The sequence below is a fragment of the Candidatus Aminicenantes bacterium genome, from assembly GCA_011049425.1.
Classification (GTDB): Bacteria; Acidobacteriota; Aminicenantia; order UBA2199; family UBA2199; genus UBA876.
On sequence record DSBM01000119.1, the window covers coordinates 1 to 19,218 of the forward strand.

16 protein-coding genes are annotated in these 19,218 nt (G+C 56.4%); 15 read left to right on the plus strand and 1 reads right to left on the minus strand.

The window, feature by feature from the left end; genetic code table 11:
- Nucleotides 1-339: 339 nt before the first annotated feature.
- Nucleotides 340-2,421, minus strand: a complete 2,082-nt coding sequence (locus ENN40_07815) for an adenosylcobalamin-dependent ribonucleoside-diphosphate reductase (GenBank protein HDP95250.1) — start codon at nucleotides 2,419-2,421, stop codon at nucleotides 340-342.
- Nucleotides 2,422-2,558: 137 nt separating this feature from the next.
- Between ENN40_07815 and ENN40_07820 the strand changes: the two genes are divergently transcribed.
- From ENN40_07820 to ENN40_07890, 15 genes are read left to right on the plus strand one after another with little or no spacing between them, the layout of a single operon-like run.
- Complete coding sequence (locus ENN40_07820) at nucleotides 2,559-3,053, plus strand: hypothetical protein (protein HDP95251.1); 495 nt, start codon at nucleotides 2,559-2,561, stop codon at nucleotides 3,051-3,053.
- Complete coding sequence (gene rsmH, locus ENN40_07825; protein HDP95252.1) at nucleotides 3,019-3,903, plus strand: 16S rRNA (cytosine(1402)-N(4))-methyltransferase RsmH; 885 nt, start codon at nucleotides 3,019-3,021, stop codon at nucleotides 3,901-3,903. Before ENN40_07820 ends, rsmH begins: the two co-directional genes overlap by 35 nt.
- Nucleotides 3,900-4,205, plus strand: coding sequence for a hypothetical protein (locus ENN40_07830; protein ID HDP95253.1), 306 nt, complete (start codon nucleotides 3,900-3,902; stop codon nucleotides 4,203-4,205). Before rsmH ends, ENN40_07830 begins: the two co-directional genes overlap by 4 nt.
- On the plus strand, nucleotides 4,195-5,886 hold the full coding sequence (locus tag ENN40_07835) for a penicillin-binding protein 2 (GenBank protein ID HDP95254.1): 1,692 nt from the start codon (nucleotides 4,195-4,197) through the stop codon (nucleotides 5,884-5,886). Before ENN40_07830 ends, ENN40_07835 begins: the two co-directional genes overlap by 11 nt.
- Before the next feature lie 4 nt (nucleotides 5,887-5,890).
- Nucleotides 5,891-7,369, plus strand: a complete 1,479-nt coding sequence (locus ENN40_07840; protein HDP95255.1) for a UDP-N-acetylmuramoyl-L-alanyl-D-glutamate--2,6-diaminopimelate ligase — start codon at nucleotides 5,891-5,893, stop codon at nucleotides 7,367-7,369.
- Complete coding sequence (gene murF, locus ENN40_07845) at nucleotides 7,314-8,756, plus strand: UDP-N-acetylmuramoyl-tripeptide--D-alanyl-D-alanine ligase (protein HDP95256.1); 1,443 nt, start codon at nucleotides 7,314-7,316, stop codon at nucleotides 8,754-8,756. The genes ENN40_07840 and murF overlap by 56 nt, the downstream gene beginning before the upstream one ends.
- Nucleotides 8,749-10,128: a UDP-N-acetylmuramoyl-L-alanine--D-glutamate ligase gene (gene murD, locus ENN40_07850; GenBank protein HDP95257.1), complete on the plus strand. Its 1,380-nt coding sequence runs from the start codon at nucleotides 8,749-8,751 to the stop codon at nucleotides 10,126-10,128. The genes murF and murD overlap by 8 nt, the downstream gene beginning before the upstream one ends.
- Nucleotides 10,129-10,130: 2 nt before the next feature.
- On the plus strand, nucleotides 10,131-11,237 hold the full coding sequence (ftsW, locus tag ENN40_07855; protein HDP95258.1) for a putative lipid II flippase FtsW: 1,107 nt from the start codon (nucleotides 10,131-10,133) through the stop codon (nucleotides 11,235-11,237).
- Nucleotides 11,230-12,615, plus strand: a complete 1,386-nt coding sequence (locus ENN40_07860; protein HDP95259.1) for a UDP-N-acetylmuramate--L-alanine ligase — start codon at nucleotides 11,230-11,232, stop codon at nucleotides 12,613-12,615. The genes ftsW and ENN40_07860 overlap by 8 nt, the downstream gene beginning before the upstream one ends.
- Entirely contained in the window at nucleotides 12,612-13,400 is a 789-nt protein-coding gene (locus ENN40_07865; GenBank protein ID HDP95260.1) for an FtsQ-type POTRA domain-containing protein, read from the plus strand. The genes ENN40_07860 and ENN40_07865 overlap by 4 nt, the downstream gene beginning before the upstream one ends.
- Nucleotides 13,401-13,405: 5 nt before the next feature.
- On the plus strand, nucleotides 13,406-14,626 hold the full coding sequence (gene ftsA, locus ENN40_07870) for a cell division protein FtsA (protein ID HDP95261.1): 1,221 nt from the start codon (nucleotides 13,406-13,408) through the stop codon (nucleotides 14,624-14,626).
- A 9-nt stretch (nucleotides 14,627-14,635) separates the two neighbouring features.
- Nucleotides 14,636-15,895 (plus strand): cell division protein FtsZ, encoded by a 1,260-nt coding sequence (ftsZ, locus tag ENN40_07875; GenBank protein HDP95262.1) that lies wholly within the window; start codon nucleotides 14,636-14,638, stop codon nucleotides 15,893-15,895.
- Nucleotides 15,892-17,172, plus strand: coding sequence for an imidazolonepropionase (locus tag ENN40_07880; protein ID HDP95263.1), 1,281 nt, complete (start codon nucleotides 15,892-15,894; stop codon nucleotides 17,170-17,172). Before ftsZ ends, ENN40_07880 begins: the two co-directional genes overlap by 4 nt.
- A 19-nt stretch (nucleotides 17,173-17,191) precedes the next feature.
- Entirely contained in the window at nucleotides 17,192-17,998 is an 807-nt protein-coding gene (gene amrB, locus ENN40_07885; protein ID HDP95264.1) for an AmmeMemoRadiSam system protein B, read from the plus strand.
- A 3-nt stretch (nucleotides 17,999-18,001) separates the two neighbouring features.
- Nucleotides 18,002-18,964, plus strand: coding sequence for a WYL domain-containing transcriptional regulator (locus ENN40_07890; protein ID HDP95265.1), 963 nt, complete (start codon nucleotides 18,002-18,004; stop codon nucleotides 18,962-18,964).
- The last annotated feature ends 254 nt before the right edge of the window (nucleotides 18,965-19,218 follow it).

Genomic DNA, 19,218 nt, shown 5'->3' on the forward strand with positions numbered 1-19,218 from the left:
AAAAGTTGAAGAGGGAAGATGTAGGGGCGACCGGCCGGTCGCCCACGAACCGGAAATTTCAACAAAACCACGGAACACACGGAAGGGGAAAAAACATCAGGTATCAGGTGACAGGAAGGCAGGTGACAGGAGACAGGTGTTCGCCGATTTTGGGGACACCCCATTTTTGCATCACAGCGCTTAAAAACACATCATCACAGTTCGGACAGGCATTCTGAGCTGAGCTGCCTGGCCGGTTTCCTCATCACTTATACTCCTTAGTGCCGTCACTAGGCTTTGTCTGTTTACTTTCGACTGCCGTGTCCTGTCTCCTGTCACCTGATACCTGTCACCTTTTTCTCACGTCCCGGTACAGCGGGTCCAGCCGCAATTGGGGCAGGTGGGGCACTTTTCGTCCGTGAGGGTGGCGCCGCAAACCGGGCAGTTGATGGTGTTGAGGTCCCTGCCGCCGCCGCTGACCGTTCCCACGTGACTTTCCAATATCTTGGCGATGGCGTCGGGAATGGATTGCACCAGTTCGCCGTTGTGAAAGGTGGGCTCCGATCCGCCGATCCCCTTTAATTGATGGGCCACGTCGCTGGCGGGAATACCGCTGCGCAGGGCCAGGGAAGCCAGGCGGCCGATCGCTTCGGCGTCCGCCATGGTGGAATAGCCGCTTTTCCCGATTGAGCAGAATACCTCGAATGGGCGCTCGTTAAAAAAGGTGACGGTAATGTACAGGTTGCCGAAACCGGTGGGAATCTTGTGCGTAAACGCGGTCAGGGCATCGGGGCGCTCCATGGGTTGGGGAGTTTCCGCGTCGGCCCGGTTGAGCACCTGGACCGCACGACAACCGTCGCGGTATACGGTCAACCCCTTGATATTCATGGAGAATGCCATGCGGAAAGCGGCGGCGATATCTTCCCGCGAGGCCTCGTGCGGGAAGTTGATGGTTTTGGACACCGCGCTGTCAACGGATTCCTGGAAAGCCTCCTGCATTTTAAGGTGGTCTTCGGGGGCGATCTCTCCGGCGGTGACAAACCAATCGGGGTGGGTCTCTTGCGGATGATCTTCCCGCCACTTGGCGTAAATGGGGTGGACGTCCCGGATTTCGCTGTCCAGGATACGTGACACCACTTCAAAAGCAAACACCGGTTCAATACTGGAGGAACATCCGGCCAGGCGGGAGATGGTGCCGGTGGGAGCGATGCTCAAGACCGACGCGTTGCGCATGACGGATCCAGCGTAAATCGATTGCTCAATGCGGGGAAACGATCCGCGTTCTCCGGCCAATTCACGCGATGCGGCGGTGGCCTCCTGTTTGAAAAAACCGGCGATGCGCCGGGCCAGGTCCAGGGCTTGCGGCGAATCGTAGCGGATACCGGCCAGCAACAACAGGTCCGCGAACCCCATTACTCCCAGGCCGATGCGGCGGTTGGCCTCGGCCATCTCCCGGATCGGTTCCAGGGGGTAACGGTTCACGTCGATCACGTTGTCCAGAAAGCGTACTCCCATGTGGATGGTTTCACGCAGGCGTTCCCATTGAACCGGATCATCGTGGCCGGATTGATAAAAGTTGGCCACGTTGATGGAACCCAGGTTGCATGCCTCGTAATCGTGAAGGGGCTGTTCGCCGCAGGGATTGGTGGCACGAATGGGGCCCTGGGCCGCGGTGGGATTGAGTTGGTTGACCCGTTCAATAAACACCAGTCCGGGGTCGCCATTGCGCCAGGCTGAATCCACCATGGCTTCAAACACCTGCCGGGCCGGCAGACTGCCCGTGGCATTACCGGACTGGGGATCCAACAGTTCGTAATCGGCTTGGTTTTCCAGGGCATGGATAAAGGTTTCCGTGACGGCCACGGAGATATTGAAGTTCTGCGCCGTGTGCCCGTCGCGTTTCATATCGATAAAAGAGAGGATATCGGGGTGGTCCACGCGCAGGATGCCCATGTTGGCGCCTCTGCGCGTTCCTCCCTGCTTGACCGCTTCCGTTCCGGCGTCAATTACACGAAGAAAGGAAACCGGTCCGGAAGCGATACCCTGGGTCTTGCGCACATAACTGCCCTGGGGCCGGATCCGTGAGAAATCAAATCCGGTCCCTCCCCCCTCTTTGTGAACCAGGGCCGCGTTTTTCACGGTTTCGAAAATGGCTTCCAAGGAATCTTCCACTGGCAGGACGAAACAGGCGGAAAGGCAAAGCCCCCGCCCCGCTCCGGTTAAAGTGGGCGAGTTGGGCATGAAATCACGCTTCATCATGGCTTCCAGGAAACGCTTTTCCCAATTGCGTTTTGCGTCAGCGTTTTTTTCAGCCTGGGCGACGTATTGCGCCACGCGGTTGAACAACTGGGACGGGCGGGTCTCTTCCGGTTCACCAGCGGCGTTGCGTTTAAAGTAGCGAGCCCGAAGGATCTTTATGGCGTTTTCCGTGAATCCTTCCATCCCCTTCTCCTTATCTAGTACTCATGTATTTTAGAGCCCCATATATGGTGTGTCAAGGGAAAATTACAATGTCTCGGGAAAAATTTTGATATTCTTGACAATTTATACTAATATATTTTATCATGTAGTGGGACAAAATGGGACAAAATGGGATAATGCAGCGTTTTCGGGGTAGTTACAGTGCCAGAATCGATGATCGCGGTCGTCTGAAAATCCCCGCCCGCTTTCTGTCTGTATTCGAGACAGAGTATGGGCGCGAGGTGTTTGTCACCTCTCTGAACGGCGATCATGTCATCCTCTATCCCATTCGCGTCTGGGAAGAGATGGAAAGCCGGATTGAATCCCACGGGTCGTGGGATCCGGATATGGATGATTTTATGAACCGTTTGGGGTTTTTCGGCGTAGAGAGTGCAATTGATTCCAAAGGCCGCATTCTGATGCCTCCGGAATTGCGCCGGGAAAGCCGCTTGCAAGAGGAAGTCCGGGTATTCGGCAAGGCCAATCACCTGGTGATCTGGAACGCGGAATTTTTCCGGGAGCGTGAACTGGGTGAACAGTACAGCAAGGAAAAGCTTCACCGTATCGCAAGGATCTTGAATGGAACCCCGCCACTACCCGGTCATGAGCAATGAAATCATCGACCTGCTGCGGAATGTGCCGCCCGGGTGGATGATTGACGGGACCGTCGGCCTGGGGGGACACGCGCTTCGAGTATTAGAGGAAGTGCCGCAATTGCGGGTTCTGGGAATGGATATGGACAGCAATAGCTTGAAAGAGGCCAAACGGCGGCTGGACCGCTGGAAAGAGCGCGTGGTACTGATCCAGGCGGATTACACGACGAGCCTGGATCGTCCCGAAATCCGGAATCGCGACATAACCGCCGTGCTGGTGGATCCGGGTATTTCCAGTTGGCAGCTTCAGGATGCCGTCCGCGGTTTTTCCCACAATCTTGACGGGCCCCTGGATATGCGCAAGGATCGCGGTTCTGGAATCACCGCCGCGGATGTGGTCAATAACTGGGATCAGGTACGTCTCGAGACCGTGTTCCGCAACTATGGAGATATTCGGCGTGCCGGCGAACTGGCCAAGCGCATTATTGAAACGCGTCTTTTCGCGCCGATCCGTACCACGGCCCAACTAAAGCAAGTGGTGGAAAAGGTGTTCGGCTCGCGCTTCCCCCGTGGAGTGGTGCATCCCGCCGCCCGGGTATTTCAGGCCCTGCGCATCTGTGTTAACCGTGAGCTGGATGGTGTGGAAACCTTTATCATGCGTTTGCCCGCTAAAATGGAATCCGGGGGGCGGATTCTCTTTATTTCATTTCACTCTATTGAGGATCGCCTGGTGAAGCAGTCTTTGCGCCGCTTGCAGGCGGACGGCAAGGTCAACTGCCTGCGGCCCTTTCCCATCTTGCCGCAAGCGGCCGAACGGCTGGAGAACCCCCCTTCTCATTCGGCACGGCTACGGGTTGCGGAGGTGGCATGAAGAAAAATGCTCCCGTCCGCCGCCGCACCGCCGCGGTTTCCATCTTCGTGGTCTTTATGCTGTTTATCCTGCTGTTTACCTATTCCAGCCTGAATTTGAAAAGCATCGATTACGGCTACAAGATGCAGACGTTGACCCAACAAGCGGAAACGTTGGAGATAGAGATCGACAAGTTACTGGCGAAACGGGCGTTCCTGGTCAGCCTTGAAAGGGTGGATCGATTGGCCCGTTCCCGGCTTGGTTTGGCTCCACCGACGCCTGAACAGGTGATCCGTGCGGTAAGGGGGAGCCATGAAGATTAACCGGCAGGAGCGCAACCGGACTTTCGTGGTTTTTCTGTTTTTCGGAATCTGGGGTTTGGGAATTGTGTTTACCTTGGTGCGTCACCAGGTGTTCAATTACAGCCGCTATCTGGAACGGGTGAAGGCCCAGAGCAAGGGGATTGTAACGCTTCATCCCCGCCGCGGCACCATCTACGATCGCAACGGTGAAATCCTGGCCATTTCCGTGCAATCCCATTCGGCCTTTTTAACCGCAAAAGAACCCGATCGTTGTTTGAAGTTGTTTGAGCATCTGCAGCGCACCTTGCCGGTTTCCACCCCGGATGCCGGCGAAATTCGCCGCCGCATCAGGCGTGGAGATCGTTTTATCTGGTATCGTCGCAAGCTGAACGACGAAGACTACCAGCGTCTGGCTACATTGCAGAAGCGCCTGGAAGAACCCGTGTTGCTTCACTTCATTAAGGAATACCGGCGTGTCTATCCCCAGAAAGAGGTGGCGGCGCACCTGCTGGGCGGAGTGGGGATCGATGAGCAAGGGCTTTTTGGTATCGAGTATGGCCTGGACAGAATGGTGCGCGGCCGGGGAGGCAAAGTGCGGGTCCAACGGGATGCGCGGCGCAGGGTATTTGCCGTGGAACCCATTGATGAAACCCGGCCCGGCCGGGATGTAACGCTCACCATAGACGTCCCCTTGCAATACATGGTCCAGCGGGAACTGGAGTTGGGAGTGCGGCGGTTCAACGCGCGCGCGGGGGCCGCTATTGTTATGGATGTGCATGACGGTTCCATCCTGGCCATGGCCAGTTATCCGAATTTCAGCCCGGATCTGGCCTGGAAAGTTCCCTACAAGCGGGTCCGCAACAAGGCGTTGTCTTTTTTATATGAGCCGGGATCCACGTTTAAAGTCGTTTTGGCCGCGGCGGCCCTGGAAAACCGTGTGGTGACAATTTCCCAGGAGTTTGATTGCGGAAACGGGCATTTCGTAATCCGCAACCGCCGCATTGAGGATGTGCACCCTTTCGATCGCCTCAGTTTTCGCGATATCATTGTTCAGTCCAGTAATGTGGGCGCGGCCCGGGTGGGGCTGGCCCTGGGGTCGGAACGTTATTACCACGCCATCCGGGCCTTCGGGTTTGGCCGGCCCGTGGCATTGGATCTGCCGGGAAATGAGGCTGGATTGCTGAAACCGGCCCGCAGTTGGAGCGAGGTGTCACCGGCATTCATGGCGTTTGGTTACGAAATCATGGTGACGCCGTTGCAGATGGCCCGTGCTTTTAACGCAATCGCTGCCGACGGCTGGATGGTTGAACCCAGACTGCTGAAAAAAGTGGAAGGCATCTCGCTGGATCATGCAAAAGGCTATCGTGTGATTTCAACGGATACGGCGCGGCAGATTCAAACCATCATGCGTGAGGTGGTTGAGCGGGGTACCGGCCGGAAATCCCGGGTTTCCGGGCTGACGATCGCCGGAAAGACCGGCACTGCGAAAAAAGTGAAAAACGGGCAGTACAGCAACAGTTACGTGTCCTCGTTCGGTGGGTTTTTCCCCCTGCCGTCACCGCGCTATACACTTTTCATTGTGGTGGACGAACCACGCACCCTTTATTACGGTGGCGACGTGGCGGCCCCACTATTTCAATCCATCTGTGAGCGCATGCGCATAACGGAAAGGGTTTTTCCCTTGGAGCTGGCCCAGGGCTGATCAAATGAAATTGGAACAATTAATCCAAGGCGTGCGTGTACTGGAGCGTCTGGGCGGGAATCCTGAAATACGGAGTCTGCGTTATGACTCACGCCGGGTGAAACCCGGGGATTGTTTTGTGGCCGTGCGCGGATTCAAGCGTGACGGCCTGGATTTTCTGGATCAAGCATTGGCCAATGGAGCGGTGGCCGTGGTGACTGAGCACGCTCCCCGGACGGGTCTTCCTCCTGTGGCCTGGGTCCGGGTGGCGGATGATCGGGCCGCTCTAAGCCGCATGGCGGCGAACCTCCTTGGATCCGAGGCGGGAGGGGTGCGGATGATCGGCGTTACGGGGACCAACGGCAAGACAACGGTGGCGGGCCTCATCGCGGCCATTCTTTCCCGCATTGCCCCCACCGGCTTGTGCGGCACCCTGGGGATGACGTTGCAGGGCGCTGAAACGTCATCATCCTTTCATCCCTCCCGCCTCACCACTCCTGAATCAGTGGACTTGTTTGAATTTGGAGCGGAAGTGGCTGCCGGCGGCGGCCGCTTTATGGTGATGGAAGCGTCTTCCGCTGCCATCGCTCTGAAGCGGGTGGCTGATATTCCTTTCAGTCTTGGTGTGTTCACGACTTTTTCCGGTGATCACCTCGATTTCCATCACACCATGGAGGAGTATTTCCGGGCCAAGCTCAGCTTGTTCCAGAGCCTGGGGCGAGACGACTGGGCCGTTATCAATATCGATGATCGCGCGGCCTCGCGAATCGTTCCTGAACTGCAATGTCGCTACCTGACCTACGGTTTTGCCGCGGGAGCGGATATCACCTCCGGGGATTGCCATTTTTCCCTGCATGGCCTGCGGGCGGTGGTTCGCACTCCATTGGGCGAGGCGCAGTTGCAATCACCGCTTGTGGGTCGCATCAACCTGCTCAACATCATGGCCGCCGTGGCCGCGGCCACGGTGCTGAAGGTACCCATGGAAGATATTGTTTCCGCTATGGCCGTCACGCCTCCGATGCGGGGGCGGTTGCAGCCGGTATATTGCGGGGACTTTGCGGTGGTGGTGGATTTCGCGCATACGGATCGCGCCCTGCTGCAACTCCTCTTGTCTTTGCGGGAAGTCACTTCCGGAAAGGTGATACTGGTATTTGGAGCCGGAGGCGACCGGGATGTGACCAAGCGCCCGCGCATGGGGCAAGTGGCGGCGGATAACGCGGATTTCATTCTGGTGACTAGCGACAACCCCCGATCCGAAGATCCGCATGCCATTGCCGCGGCCATTACCGCCGGATTTCCGCGTGATTTTTCCCGGTTCAAACTGGAGCCGGATCGCAGGCAGGCCATTTTCTTTGCCCTCGATATGGCCCGGCAAGGTGACACGGTGGTGATTGCCGGCAAAGGTCATGAGACCACGCAGACCATCGGCAGTGAAATAGTGCATTTCAATGATGCCGAAGTCGTTCGGGATTGGCTCGAGCAACAGGGTTCAAAGGAGGCCTGACGTGCCGGAATTAGCACTCGGAATGATCGCTTCCGCCACGGCAGGAGATCTGGAAGGTGGATCTTTGAACCAACCGGTACGTCGGTTTCTGTTTGACACCCGCGAACTGAATGAATCCGATTGTTTGTTTTTCGCCTTGCGGGGAGAGCATACGGACGGGCATTGTTTCCTTGATAAATTGGGCGCCTTTCCCGGCAGCGCCGCCGTGGTGTCAGAGGATTGGCGGGGAAAAGTTTCCGTACCGGTCATACGTGTCAAGGATCCCCTGGCAGCGGCACAGCAACTTGCGTCCCATATACGCGCTCACGGTTCAGCGGTGCGTTATGCGGGCATTACCGGCAGCGCGGGCAAAACGTCGGCCAAAGAGTTTTTGTTTCAACTCCTGGGATCCAGGTTTCGGGCGTACCGTTCCAGGGGAAACTGGAATAACCGCATTGGTTTGCCTTTTTCTTTGTTGAATATGGGTGATGACACCGAAGCCGCTGTGTTTGAACTGGCCATGAGCGATCCCGGTCGCGGTGAAATTCATAGCCTGGCAAAGATTTTGCGGCCCGATGTCGCCGTGATTCTCAATGCACTACCGGTTCACCTGGAATTCCTGGGTTCCGTTGAAAACGTGGCCCGGGCCAAAAGCGAGATTACCGATTTCCTTTGCGCAGATGATTGCCTGGTGCTGAACGGAGATGATGCTTTTCTGGCCGCGGTCCTGACGGAGCGTCCCGGCCGGATGGTGCGTTTTGGTCGCAATCCGCACGGCAACGATGTGGTGTTGGCCGGCGTGGAGCGAAGCGGTCATGGTTGTGTCATGAAAACCATCTGGTGGGGAAAGTCGGCCCGTTTCCACACCAACCTGATTCACCATGTGCATCTGGATAACCTGTTTGCCGCCATGGTCACGGCCTACCAGCTCGGCGTCGACCATTGTGAAATGCAACGGGTCATGGATCGCATGGAGCCCGTAAACGGTCGGGGTGTGATCCGCAGGCTGAAACACTTCACCGTGGTTGATGAAACCTACAATTCCAATCCCGAAGCGGTGAAACGGGTGCTGGCCTGGGTGGCGACTGAGTTCAGCCTGCCGCGGGTGGCGGTTCTGGGCGACATGCTGGAACTGGGGCCACGGGAATTGGAATTTCATCGCGAAGTCGGCGAGTTCTGGGCCGGTCTCGAATACGCCGCCCTGATTACGGTCGGCCCCCGGGCGCAAGTGATATTTCAGGCCGCTCTCGAAGCCGGCGCGGACCCGAAGCGCGTGGTTGCTCTGCCCGACGCCGCAGCAGCGGCGCAATACCTGAAAAGTCGCTTTTCTGACCCCTGTGTTTTGGTATTGAAAGCATCGCGGGGAATAGGCCTGGAGCGAATCCTGGAGGAGTTATCTCATGATTGAGTCTGGAGTGGCCGTGGTTGGTTTCGGGCGAACCGGTCGCGCCATGCTCGATTTCCTCCTGGAAAGCGGGGATCCACCTTCTTTAATGTTGTATACCGACAAACCGCCGGATCGCGATGAAACCGTCAGAACGTACAAACGCAGGGGCGTGTGCTTTTTGGCCGGGCCGGGCGACTTTGCCCGCCTGGGGACGGCGCATACCGTAGTGCTCAGTCCCGGTGTGGATGGACGTGCGGAGCGCTTTCAGGATTTGAGGAATCGTGGTGTTTCGGTTGTGTCCGAAATCGAGTACGCGGCCGGCTGCAACCAGGCAACCATTGTGGGCGTTACCGGCACCAACGGCAAGTCCACGACAGTGAGTTTGATTCATCACCTGCTCCGGCGTGCCGGACGGTCTGCTTTTCTTGCCGGAAATATCGGCACGCCGTTCGTTTCACTGGTGCGGAAAATGAAAAAGAGTGACGTGGCCGTATTGGAGATATCCAGTTTCCAACTGGAAGAGATCCGTGATTTCCGACCTCACGTGGGTGTGCTGCTGAATCTTACTCCCGATCACCTGGACCGCTATCCCGGAGTGGATGCCTATGCCGAAGCCAAGCAACGTCTGTTTGTCAATCAACAACCGGGCGACTTTGCGGTCGCCAATGGGGATGATCCCCTGGTCAGGCAATTGCTGGAATCGGTCAGCCGCGGGAAAAAGATATGGTTTTCAAGCGCCGGGCATCTTCGCGGTGGCGTGTATCTGGAAAAAGATGAAATCCACCTGGATTTTTCTTTAAAAAAAGACCGCGTGCCCCTGAACACGTTTCCATTGCCCGGGCCCCACAATCTGGAAAATTACCTGGCCGCGGCCGCGGCCGTGCACCTGCTGGGCGTGAGTGGTCGTGATATCGCCGCCGGGGCGGCCGATTTTTGCGGCTTGCCGCACCGTATGGAAACCGTGGGCATTGTGGAAGGTGTGCGGTTCGTAAACGACTCCAAGGCCACCAACGTGGATGCCGCGCAAAAAGCGATTCTCAGTGTGAATGTTCCCGCGGTGCTGATCCTAGGCGGCAAGGACAAAGGCGGTGATTTCGCCGGTCTGGAAGCGTTGATTCATCAACGCATCAAGCGCGTGCTGTTGTTGGGGGAGGCAACGGATCGGATTCGCGCCCAACTTACCGGCGTTTCCGGCATCCTGGAGGAGGTAGAAGACTTGGCCGAAGCCGTAGACCGCGGTTTCGCCCTTTTGCGCGGCGGCGATGGCATGGTGTTGTTGGCTCCAGGGTGCGCCAGTTTCGACATGTTCAACAGTTTTGAACACCGGGGAGATGTGTTTCGTGCCGCGGTGACCGAATTGGGTATGCGCGCGAATTGTCTTGGAGGAGGCTGATCATGGTGCGTCGCGTGGGAATTGACCGCATCCTCATGGGCGTCATGGCCATGTTGATCCTGATTGGACTCATTATGGCCTACAGTTCCACCATGATCCTGGCAAAAGAGAAATACGGTGACAGTTTTTATTTTCTGAAACGCCAACTCCTGTGGCTGACCGTCGGCTTGATCGTATTTGCGGTTATGGTGATGCAGAAACGTGCGGTGTACCTCAAGCCGGCTATCGTCTATGCTTTCGTGCTGCTTGCCATAGTGGGGTTGACCCTGGTTTTTTTCAGCGGCAAAATCAACGGCACATACCGCTGGCTACACCTGGCGGGATTTTCGCTTCAGCCTTCGGAATTTGCCAAGGTGGCTGGGATCATGTATCTGGCGCTGGTTTTGGGGAGGCGCAATGGGGATGTCAATCACTTGCCCCGCTTAACCGTGATCCTGATCCCCTTCCTTGTGATGGAGATTCTCATTCTTAAAGAGCCCGATTACGGCACGTTTTTTCTCTTGGCCTTGATCGCGGTGGCCATGTTGTTTGTGGCCGGCTTGAAGTTGCGTTACCTTTTTGTATTTGCTGCGGCGGCCATGCCGGTCGCTTACTTGCTGCTGCGCCTGGATCCAGAGAAAATGCAACGCATCCTGGCCTTTCTCAATCCGGAAAAGTTTTTGAGCACATTCAATTTCCAGGCCGTTCAATCCCTCTATGCCGTCGGTTCCGGGGGTATTTTCGGTCAAGGGCTGGGCAGTTCGACCCAGAAACTTTTTTTCCTTCCTTACGCCTATACGGATTTTATTTTCGCCATTATCGCCGAAGAAGTGGGTCTCATCGGCTGCTTGCTGGTAATCGGATTGTTCGGCCTGTTTTTGAAGCGCGGCCTGAACATCGCGCGCAATTCCGGCCACCGCCAGGCCTACCTGCTGGTCACGGGGTTGACCTTTCTGCTGGTGGCGCAAGCTTTTGTCAACATCTCGGTCACCATAGGCATTTTTCCCACCAAAGGCATTGCGCTGCCGTTTATCTCGATTGGCGGCAGCTCCCTGATTTCGGCGATGCTGATCGCGGGAATTATCACTAACGTTTCCAGGCACGGAAAAACGGTGTTTGCCAATGATTAAATACAGTCGAATCAAGCGGGTGCACTTTACCGGTATCGGCGGGGCGGGCATGTCCGGCATTGCCGAGGTATTGCACAACATGGGTTTTCTGGTCAGCGGGTCCGATATAGCCGAAGGCAGTGCTGTAAAGCGTTTTCAAAGGATGGGCATTCCCGTTGCGATCGGTCACAATGCCCTGAACCTGGACGATGCGGAAACCCTGGTTTACTCAAGTGCCATTCGCAAAGACAATGTTGAACTGGTGGAAGCGAGGCGTCGCCGCATCCCCGTGATCCCCCGTGCGGAAATGCTGGGTGAGTTGATGCGCTTGAAGTTCTCTATCGCCGTAGCGGGTACACACGGAAAAACCACCACCACGTCGATGATCGCGACCATTCTTCATTTCGCCGGTCTGGATCCCACCTACGTGGTGGGTGGGCGCTTAAAAACCGAGGAAAGCGGAGCCAAACTGGGTCGATCCGATTACCTGATCGCCGAAGCCGACGAATCGGACGGAAGTTTTCTGCAGCTTTTTCCAACCGTTGCGGTTATCAACAACATCGAGGACGATCACCTGGATCATTACGGAGATATGGACCATCTTCTCACGGCTTTCACCACCTTTGGAGACCGGGTGCCCTTTTACGGTTCAATTGTACTCAACAGTGATTGTCCCAATTGCCGGCGTATTTATCCGCAACTGAACAAGAGGGTGCGCAGCTTCGGTCTGGGGGAAAGTGCGTCCGTAAGGGGCCGGGTTATGGAGGAATCGCTGTTTCGCACCAGTTTCGAGCTCTTGTTGGATGGCGAATCCCATGGCGAAGCGGTGATCAACGTGGGCGGGCGTCATAACATCATGAACGCACTCGCCGCTTCAGCCTCTTGCCTGGAGGTCGGGCTGGATACGCCACAGATTCTTGACGGCCTGGAAAAATTTTACCTGCCTGAAAGGCGGTTTCAGGTGCTGTTTCGTTCCCACGATTTCCTGGTGGTGGACGACTACGCCCACCACCCAACTGAAATAAGGGCGACCCTGGACACGTTGAAAAAGGGTGACTACCGTCGCATAATCGCGGTTTTTCAACCGCATCGTTACACACGGTTGCAGTTGTTGCAAGAGGGTTTTGCGGCAGCGTTCGCGGGAATCAGCCAAGTCCTGGTGGCGCCTCCGTATGCCGCCGGTCAAAAGGCGATTCCCGGTGTCAGCGGCATGACATTGGCGCAACGGGTCGACCAACTCAGCGGCACATCTTCGCGATTCCTGGAGGATTTTAACGCCATTACCGCCTATCTGGAAAAAGAGATCTGTTGCGGGGATGCGGTGGTGTTCCTTTCCGCCGGTGATTTGAGCCACCTGGCCCATGATTTTGCCGCGCGCATGGAGAGGTTCAGCCGATGAGGGAATTATCCGGAGTGGGGATTCGCGGCGAAGCGGAGTTTTTCCGCCGCGTCAACAACCGCACCCTGACCCGGCAAAAACGCATCCGTACCATCCAGGTCCGTGGGCTGCACGTGGTCCTGATTCTGATGGTGCTGGGCATGGGCGCCATGCTGGCCTGGCGGGCCGCGGATTTCCTGTTTACCTGGAAGCGGCTGGATGTGCAGTCTTTCCACCTGGTAAATCCTCCCCACTATGAGCGGGAGCGCGTTCACCAGATGGTTAAGCGCTATCGAGGCAATATCCTTGTCCTTGATTTTCACGACTTGCGCAGAGAGTTAATGCAATTGCGTGAGGTCCGTTCCGTGTCATTGACACGGCGTTTGCCGTCCACGGTGGAAGTGAATTTTGAATTGCGCACGCCGGTTTTTCAGTTCGATCGCAACGGGCAACACATGATCATTGATCGTGATGGCGTGGTACTGGAACAGAGCCGTGAACCCCAAAGCGGGCTGATCACGGTCCGGCACTTAAATGAATCGGATCTGCCGCGCTTGACCCCCTATCTGGCGGAGTTGGAAACCGTCCGTGACCAGGTGGAATACGTGGGCATGGATTCATTTCACCGCGTGGTAATCAAATGGCGGGGCCTCCCCGAGTTGGTCTATCCCCCGGCCCGGGACCTCTTACTGCGTCTTCGGGAGTACACGCAATGGAAAAGCCGCCTGGGACTTCACCGCGATATCCGCTACGTAGACTTAAGATTTGAAAACCGCTTTTATTTTGCATACAGGCAGGAGGCCTGAGGACCATGAAAGACAACTACCTGGTGGGAATCGACATCGGAACCAAAAAAATCTGCACCATCATCGGCCAGGTCAAAGCGGACAACGGCCAGGAAGAAATGGAAGTCATCGGCTATGGCATGGCGGAAACCAACGGGGTGCGCAAAGGCGTTATCGTGGATATGCAGGGAACCGTGGAGTCCATCCGCCGTTCCGTCAAGGAAGCAGAGATTACCGCGGGAGTGGAGGCGGAATCGGCTTACGTGAATATCTCCGGCAGCCACATCCAGTCCATCAACGCCAAGGGCAGCATCAACATCACCGGCCGCAATCGCGAAATCAGCAAAGACGATGTGGACCGGGCCGTAACCCACGGCAGCAGCATTATGCTCCCCAATGACAAGGATATCCTGCATGTGTTGACCCAGGAGTTTATCGTGGATTCTCAGGAGGGCATTAAAAACCCCATCGGCATGATCGGAACCAACCTGGAGGTCTACATCCACATCGTCACGGCTTCACTGACGGCAACCAAAAACCTTTTGATCTGCTTAAAGAAGGCCAAGATGGATGTGATTCGCATGGTCCTGTCTCATATCGCCACCGCGGAGTCGGTACTGATGCCGGATGAAAAGGAGCTGGGTGTCGCCCTCATCGATATCGGCGCTGGGACCACCGACATCGCGGTCTTTGAAAAAGGAGCATTGAGCTATTCAGCCACCATCGGTGTCGGTGGAGACAACTTCACCAATGACCTGGCCATCGGTACCCGTACTCCCATTGATCGGGCGGAGATGATTAAACGCAAATACGGCTGCGGCATGGATCCCGACTGGAAAAACCAGAACATCGAGATCCCCAGCGTGGGTGGCAAGAAGCGCCGCTGCATTTCCGTAGCCTTGCTCACGGATATTCTCAAACCGCGTGCGGAAGAGATATTCGAAATGGCCAAGGAAAAGATCGATTCCCAGGGTTTGTCCAATTCCATCAATGCCGGGGTGGTGATTACCGGAGGTTCGGCGCAATTGGAAGGATTGATCGAGATCGCCGATGATATTTTTGCCGCTCCTGTGCGTGTTGGCCGGCCTTTTGGCCTGGGAGGACTGATCGATAAAGTCAACTCCCCCGATTTCGCCACGGCCACGGGTTTGATTAAATATGGAATGCTTGACCTGAAAGATAGAGGAATTCTGAAGCAGAAGCCGGAAGGCTTTTTCCAGCGGGTCAAACGCCAGCTGGGATTCTAGGAGGGTGTCATGGCAGATCAAGTGCGAATCACTTACGCCAAGGAAAAGGCGAAAAAAGGCGCGGTATTGAAGGTGGTCGGCGTGGGCGGCGCCGGAGGCAATGCCGTCAACCGCATGATTGCTGAAGGATTGCAGGGAGTGGAGTTTGTTGCTATCAATACGGATATCCAGGATCTCTCCAACATCAAATCCCCTGCGCAAACCCTGCAGATCGGAGAGAAAATCACCCGTGGTCTGGGAACGGGGTCCAATGCCGAAGTCGGAATGCAGGCCGCTCTGGAGAGCACCGAGGCCATCATTGACCTGCTGGAAGGGGCCAATATGGTCTTTATCACGGCCGGCATGGGCGGAGGAACGGGTACCGGTGCATCACAAGTGGTGGCCAATCACGCCTCTTCCATGGGCGTGTTGACCGTGGCGGTAGTGACCCGGCCGTTTGAGTTCGAAGGCCAGTCCCGCAGTGAAGTGGCGGAAATGGGTATCCAGGGACTGATGAGCAGTGTGGACGCCATTATCGTGATTCCCAACCAGCGCTTGTTCGAACTGGAGGACGCGGACGTATCCTACAAAGACGCTTATAAACAGGTCGATGAGATCCTGCTGAAAGCGGTGCAGGGCATTTCTGATATTATCAACAGCCCGGGGTACCAGAACGTGGATTTCGCCGACGTGCGCGCGGCCATGAGTGAAAAGGGGATGACGCTTATGGGCACCGGAGAAGCCAAGGGAGAAAACCGTGCCGAGGAAGCCACGCGCAAAGCCCTGACTTCGCCTCTTCTGGATAATGTTTCTATTGACGGCGCGACCGGCATCTTGTACAACATAACCGCGGCCTCGAACCTGACGCTCAAGGAGATCGGTTTGATTTCCGAGATTATCAAGGGCAATAGCGCTCCGACGGCCAAAGTGAAATTCGGTATCGTGGACGATGAAGGTATGGGGGATGTTCTCCGGGTTACTGTGATTGCCACGGGATTCAACGATGAGTCCAAACGCAACTATTTGCGTTTCAAAGCCAAACCCACGCCGCCCCCGGCACGTCCCAGAACCCCGATCCAGGTGCCGCGGCCGGAACCCGCTATAGAGGATGAAGCACGGGAACCTGAGCGTTACGTGTTCAGAAAACGTGAATCATCGGTTAACCTGGCCGAAAATATCGAGTATATCAACGACAGCAGTCTGCCCAGCATGGCGCCGAATCCGGAAGACTTTGAAGATATTCTGGATGTCCCCGTGTTTCAGCGCCCCAAGGTAACGGAGAGGAAATGACTGAAATCACCCTGTTGATCCGCAATGTCCGTGAACTGGTCAATCCCGCCCACGACACAGTCGTTCGGGGGGGGCGGCTTAACTCACTGCGCCTGTCCCGCGATGTCTGGATCGGCGCCCAGGGCGAGCATATCCGCTTTGTGGGCTTTGAAACCGATTTCAAAGAAAATTGCCGCCTGGCCCCGGACGCGGTGGAGATCGATGGTTCCGACATGGTTGCCTTTCCCGGTTTTGTGGATCCCCACACCCACCTGCCCTTCGGAGGCACCCGCCAGGAGGAGTTCCGCCTCAAGTTGCAGGGAGTGGATTACCGCGAAATCGCGCGCCAGGGAGGCGGCATCAAGCGCACTGTCGCGGACACCCGGGCCATGACCCGGGAGCAGCTGGCCGCATCCGTGGAAAAGCGACTGGACCGGATGCTTCTTTCCGGAACCACCACCTGCGAAGCCAAGAGCGGTTACGGATTGGACCGGGATACAGAGATCAAACAACTCGAAGTCATCGATGCGGTCAACGAGTTTCATCCGGTTGAACTGGTGCCCACATTTATGGGCGCCCACGAAATCCCCGAGGAATTCGTTGGGCGAAACCGCGATTTCATTGACTTCCAGGTCCGGGAAGTCATGCCCGGAGTGCGTGAGCGAAATCTTGCCGAATTTGCCGATATCTTTTGTGAGGAAGGTGTGTTCTCCGTTGATGAAGCCGCGGAGTACCTGGACCGTGCCAGGGAAGTGGGATTCAAGCTTAAGATTCACGCCGATGAATTTACTTCCAACGGCGCCGCTAAACTGGCTGTGGATAAGGGGGCCCGCTCCGCCGAGCATCTCATTGCCATGACACCCGATGAGATCTCCGCCATCAGCGCCTCGGACACCGCGTGTATTTTTCTTCCCGGGGTTTCTTTCTTTTTGCGCATGTCAAAGTATGCACCGGCGCGATCCGTGATCAGTGAGAACGGTATCGTGGCCCTGGGCAGCGATTTCAATCCCGGCAGCTCCATGATTTCCTCCCAACTGTTTATTTTTCACCTGGGGGTGTTTCATCTGGGTTTGACCATCGAAGAAGCCTTGAACGCGGTCACCATTAACGCCGCCTATGCCATTGACCGCCAGGACTCCGTTGGGTCCCTGGTACCGGGAAAGAAAATGGATGTTCTGTTGGCGGACATTCCAGATTACAGCTACCTGGCTTATCACCCGGGGTTGATGCCATGGCACACCATCGTGAAATCCGGTGAAGTCGTGGTACAGGATTATCAACCCCTTTTCAACCGCTGACTTGCCGGGGGAGGTGACAATGATTCGTCAACCTGCTGTTGCCGGAATGTTTTATCCCGGCGATGCCGTCCAACTCCGCCGGCAGGTTGAGTCCATGATCCCCCCGGCACAGAGTGAAGTGCCGGTACTGGGTATCGTAGCGCCTCACGCCGGTTATATCTATTCCGGAGCTTGTGCCGGACGCGCCTGGTCCGGCGTGATTCCCAAAGACACAGTGGTGGTGTTGGGCGTGAATCACCGTGGAAGCGGTGCGCCCCTGGCGGTGGACAACCACGAAGCCTGGCGCACGCCGCTGGGTGATGTGTCGGTCGACCTGGAACTCGCCGAGATGCTGGCGGGCGAGGCTCCCATATTCACCCTGGATGACCGGGCCGGACTGGAAGAACACTCTCTGGAAGTCCAGGTGCCCTTTATCCAGGTAATTTCACCCCGGGTCGCCATTCTGCCCATTGTCGTCGGCGCCGTGGATCTGGAAACCGTTCTTGAGGCCGGCCGCATGTTGGCCGGAATTCTCTTTTCCAGGCGACCGAATCTGACCCTGGTCGCATCTACCGACATGAGTCATTATATTCGGGCGGAAGAGGCCCAACGCCTGGACCGCCGGGCCATTGATCGCATTCTAGCCCTGGATCCGGAAGGGTTGTTCCGGGAAGTGGTTGGCAAGCGCATATCCATGTGCGGCGTGGCGCCTACCGTCATGCTGTTGGCGGCCGCCAGGGAAATCGGGGCTACCCGGGTGGAGGAGGTCTGCTACACCCATTCCGGAATCGTGACCGGTGATGATTCCGAAGTCGTGGCGTACTGGAGCGGACGCATTCTGCGCTGATCCATGTCCAAACGCCTGGCTTTTGAACGCTACCTCTGGGTGCACAACCGCTTGAAACGGGGTGGTTATCTGTCTCTGGCCGCTTTCATGGAAGCGTTTGAAATTTCCCGCCGCCAGGCCGCACGCGACATTGAATTCATGCGCGACTTCTTTCGTGCCCCGATCGAATATTCAGCCCTGGATCGGGGGTATGCTTATGCGGATGACTCCTTTGAACTTCCCGGGATGTGGATCTCAGAGGAGGAGATTGTCGCTTTGCTGGTAACCAAGCGACTGGCTACTGTGATTCCCGACGAAACCACCCGCACGCGGGTGTTTTGTTTCTTTGACCAGGTAAACGCCCGGACCGGCCTGGATCTGCATGAATTGGAGGATCGCATCTCGCTGAAAAACATCCAGGTCCACCGCGTCCGCACCGGAATCTTCTCTACTGTTGTGTACGCCATGGGGCGGCGGCGCAAACTGCGGTTGCTGTATCGCTCCCCCTGGGGGGGTAAAGAAACCGAACGAATGGTGGCGCCCCTGCATTTGTTGCTCTACATGGGGAACTGGCATCTTCTGGGTTATTGCGAGGTGCGACGGGGGGTAAGGGATTTCGTGCTTTCCCGCATCATTTCCATTGAACTCACGGATGAGCGTGTCAGTGATGAGCAATGGGAAATTCCGATCGCCGATCAATTGGAACGCAATTACGGGATTTTTTTTGACGGCCCTCCCGTGCGAGTGCGCCTGCGTTTCCGGCCCCGTGCGGCAGCCCTTGTGCGGGACCAGGTCTGGTATCCCGGCCAGCAGGTTGAGGAGCATCCGGATGGATCGGTTGACTTGTCTTTCCCGGTCGCGGATTTTCGGGAAATTACCGGGGATGTGTTGCGTTTCGGCGCGGAAGTGGAAGTGATCGCCCCGGAGGAATTGCGCCGCCAGGTGGCGGAGACCGCCGCCGCGGTCACCGCCCGCTATCGGGATTAACCCGGGTCAGCCGGCCTGGGCCTGGCCACGGCAGATTAGTTGATTGGGTTCTCTTCCATTCTGTGTGGGTTGGGGGATTATTCTTATTTGAAAAAGGGAAAAGGCTGTAGGTGAGTACCCTTTCGCGAATGGGGTAGGGTCTTACATTCATATAACTTGAGGCCGGCGGGGGAATTGCGTTGGTTATGTATGGCCCGACCGCTGAGAATCGAGTTTCCCACTGGAGCGGTGTAACATATAAGGTTGCTGATCCG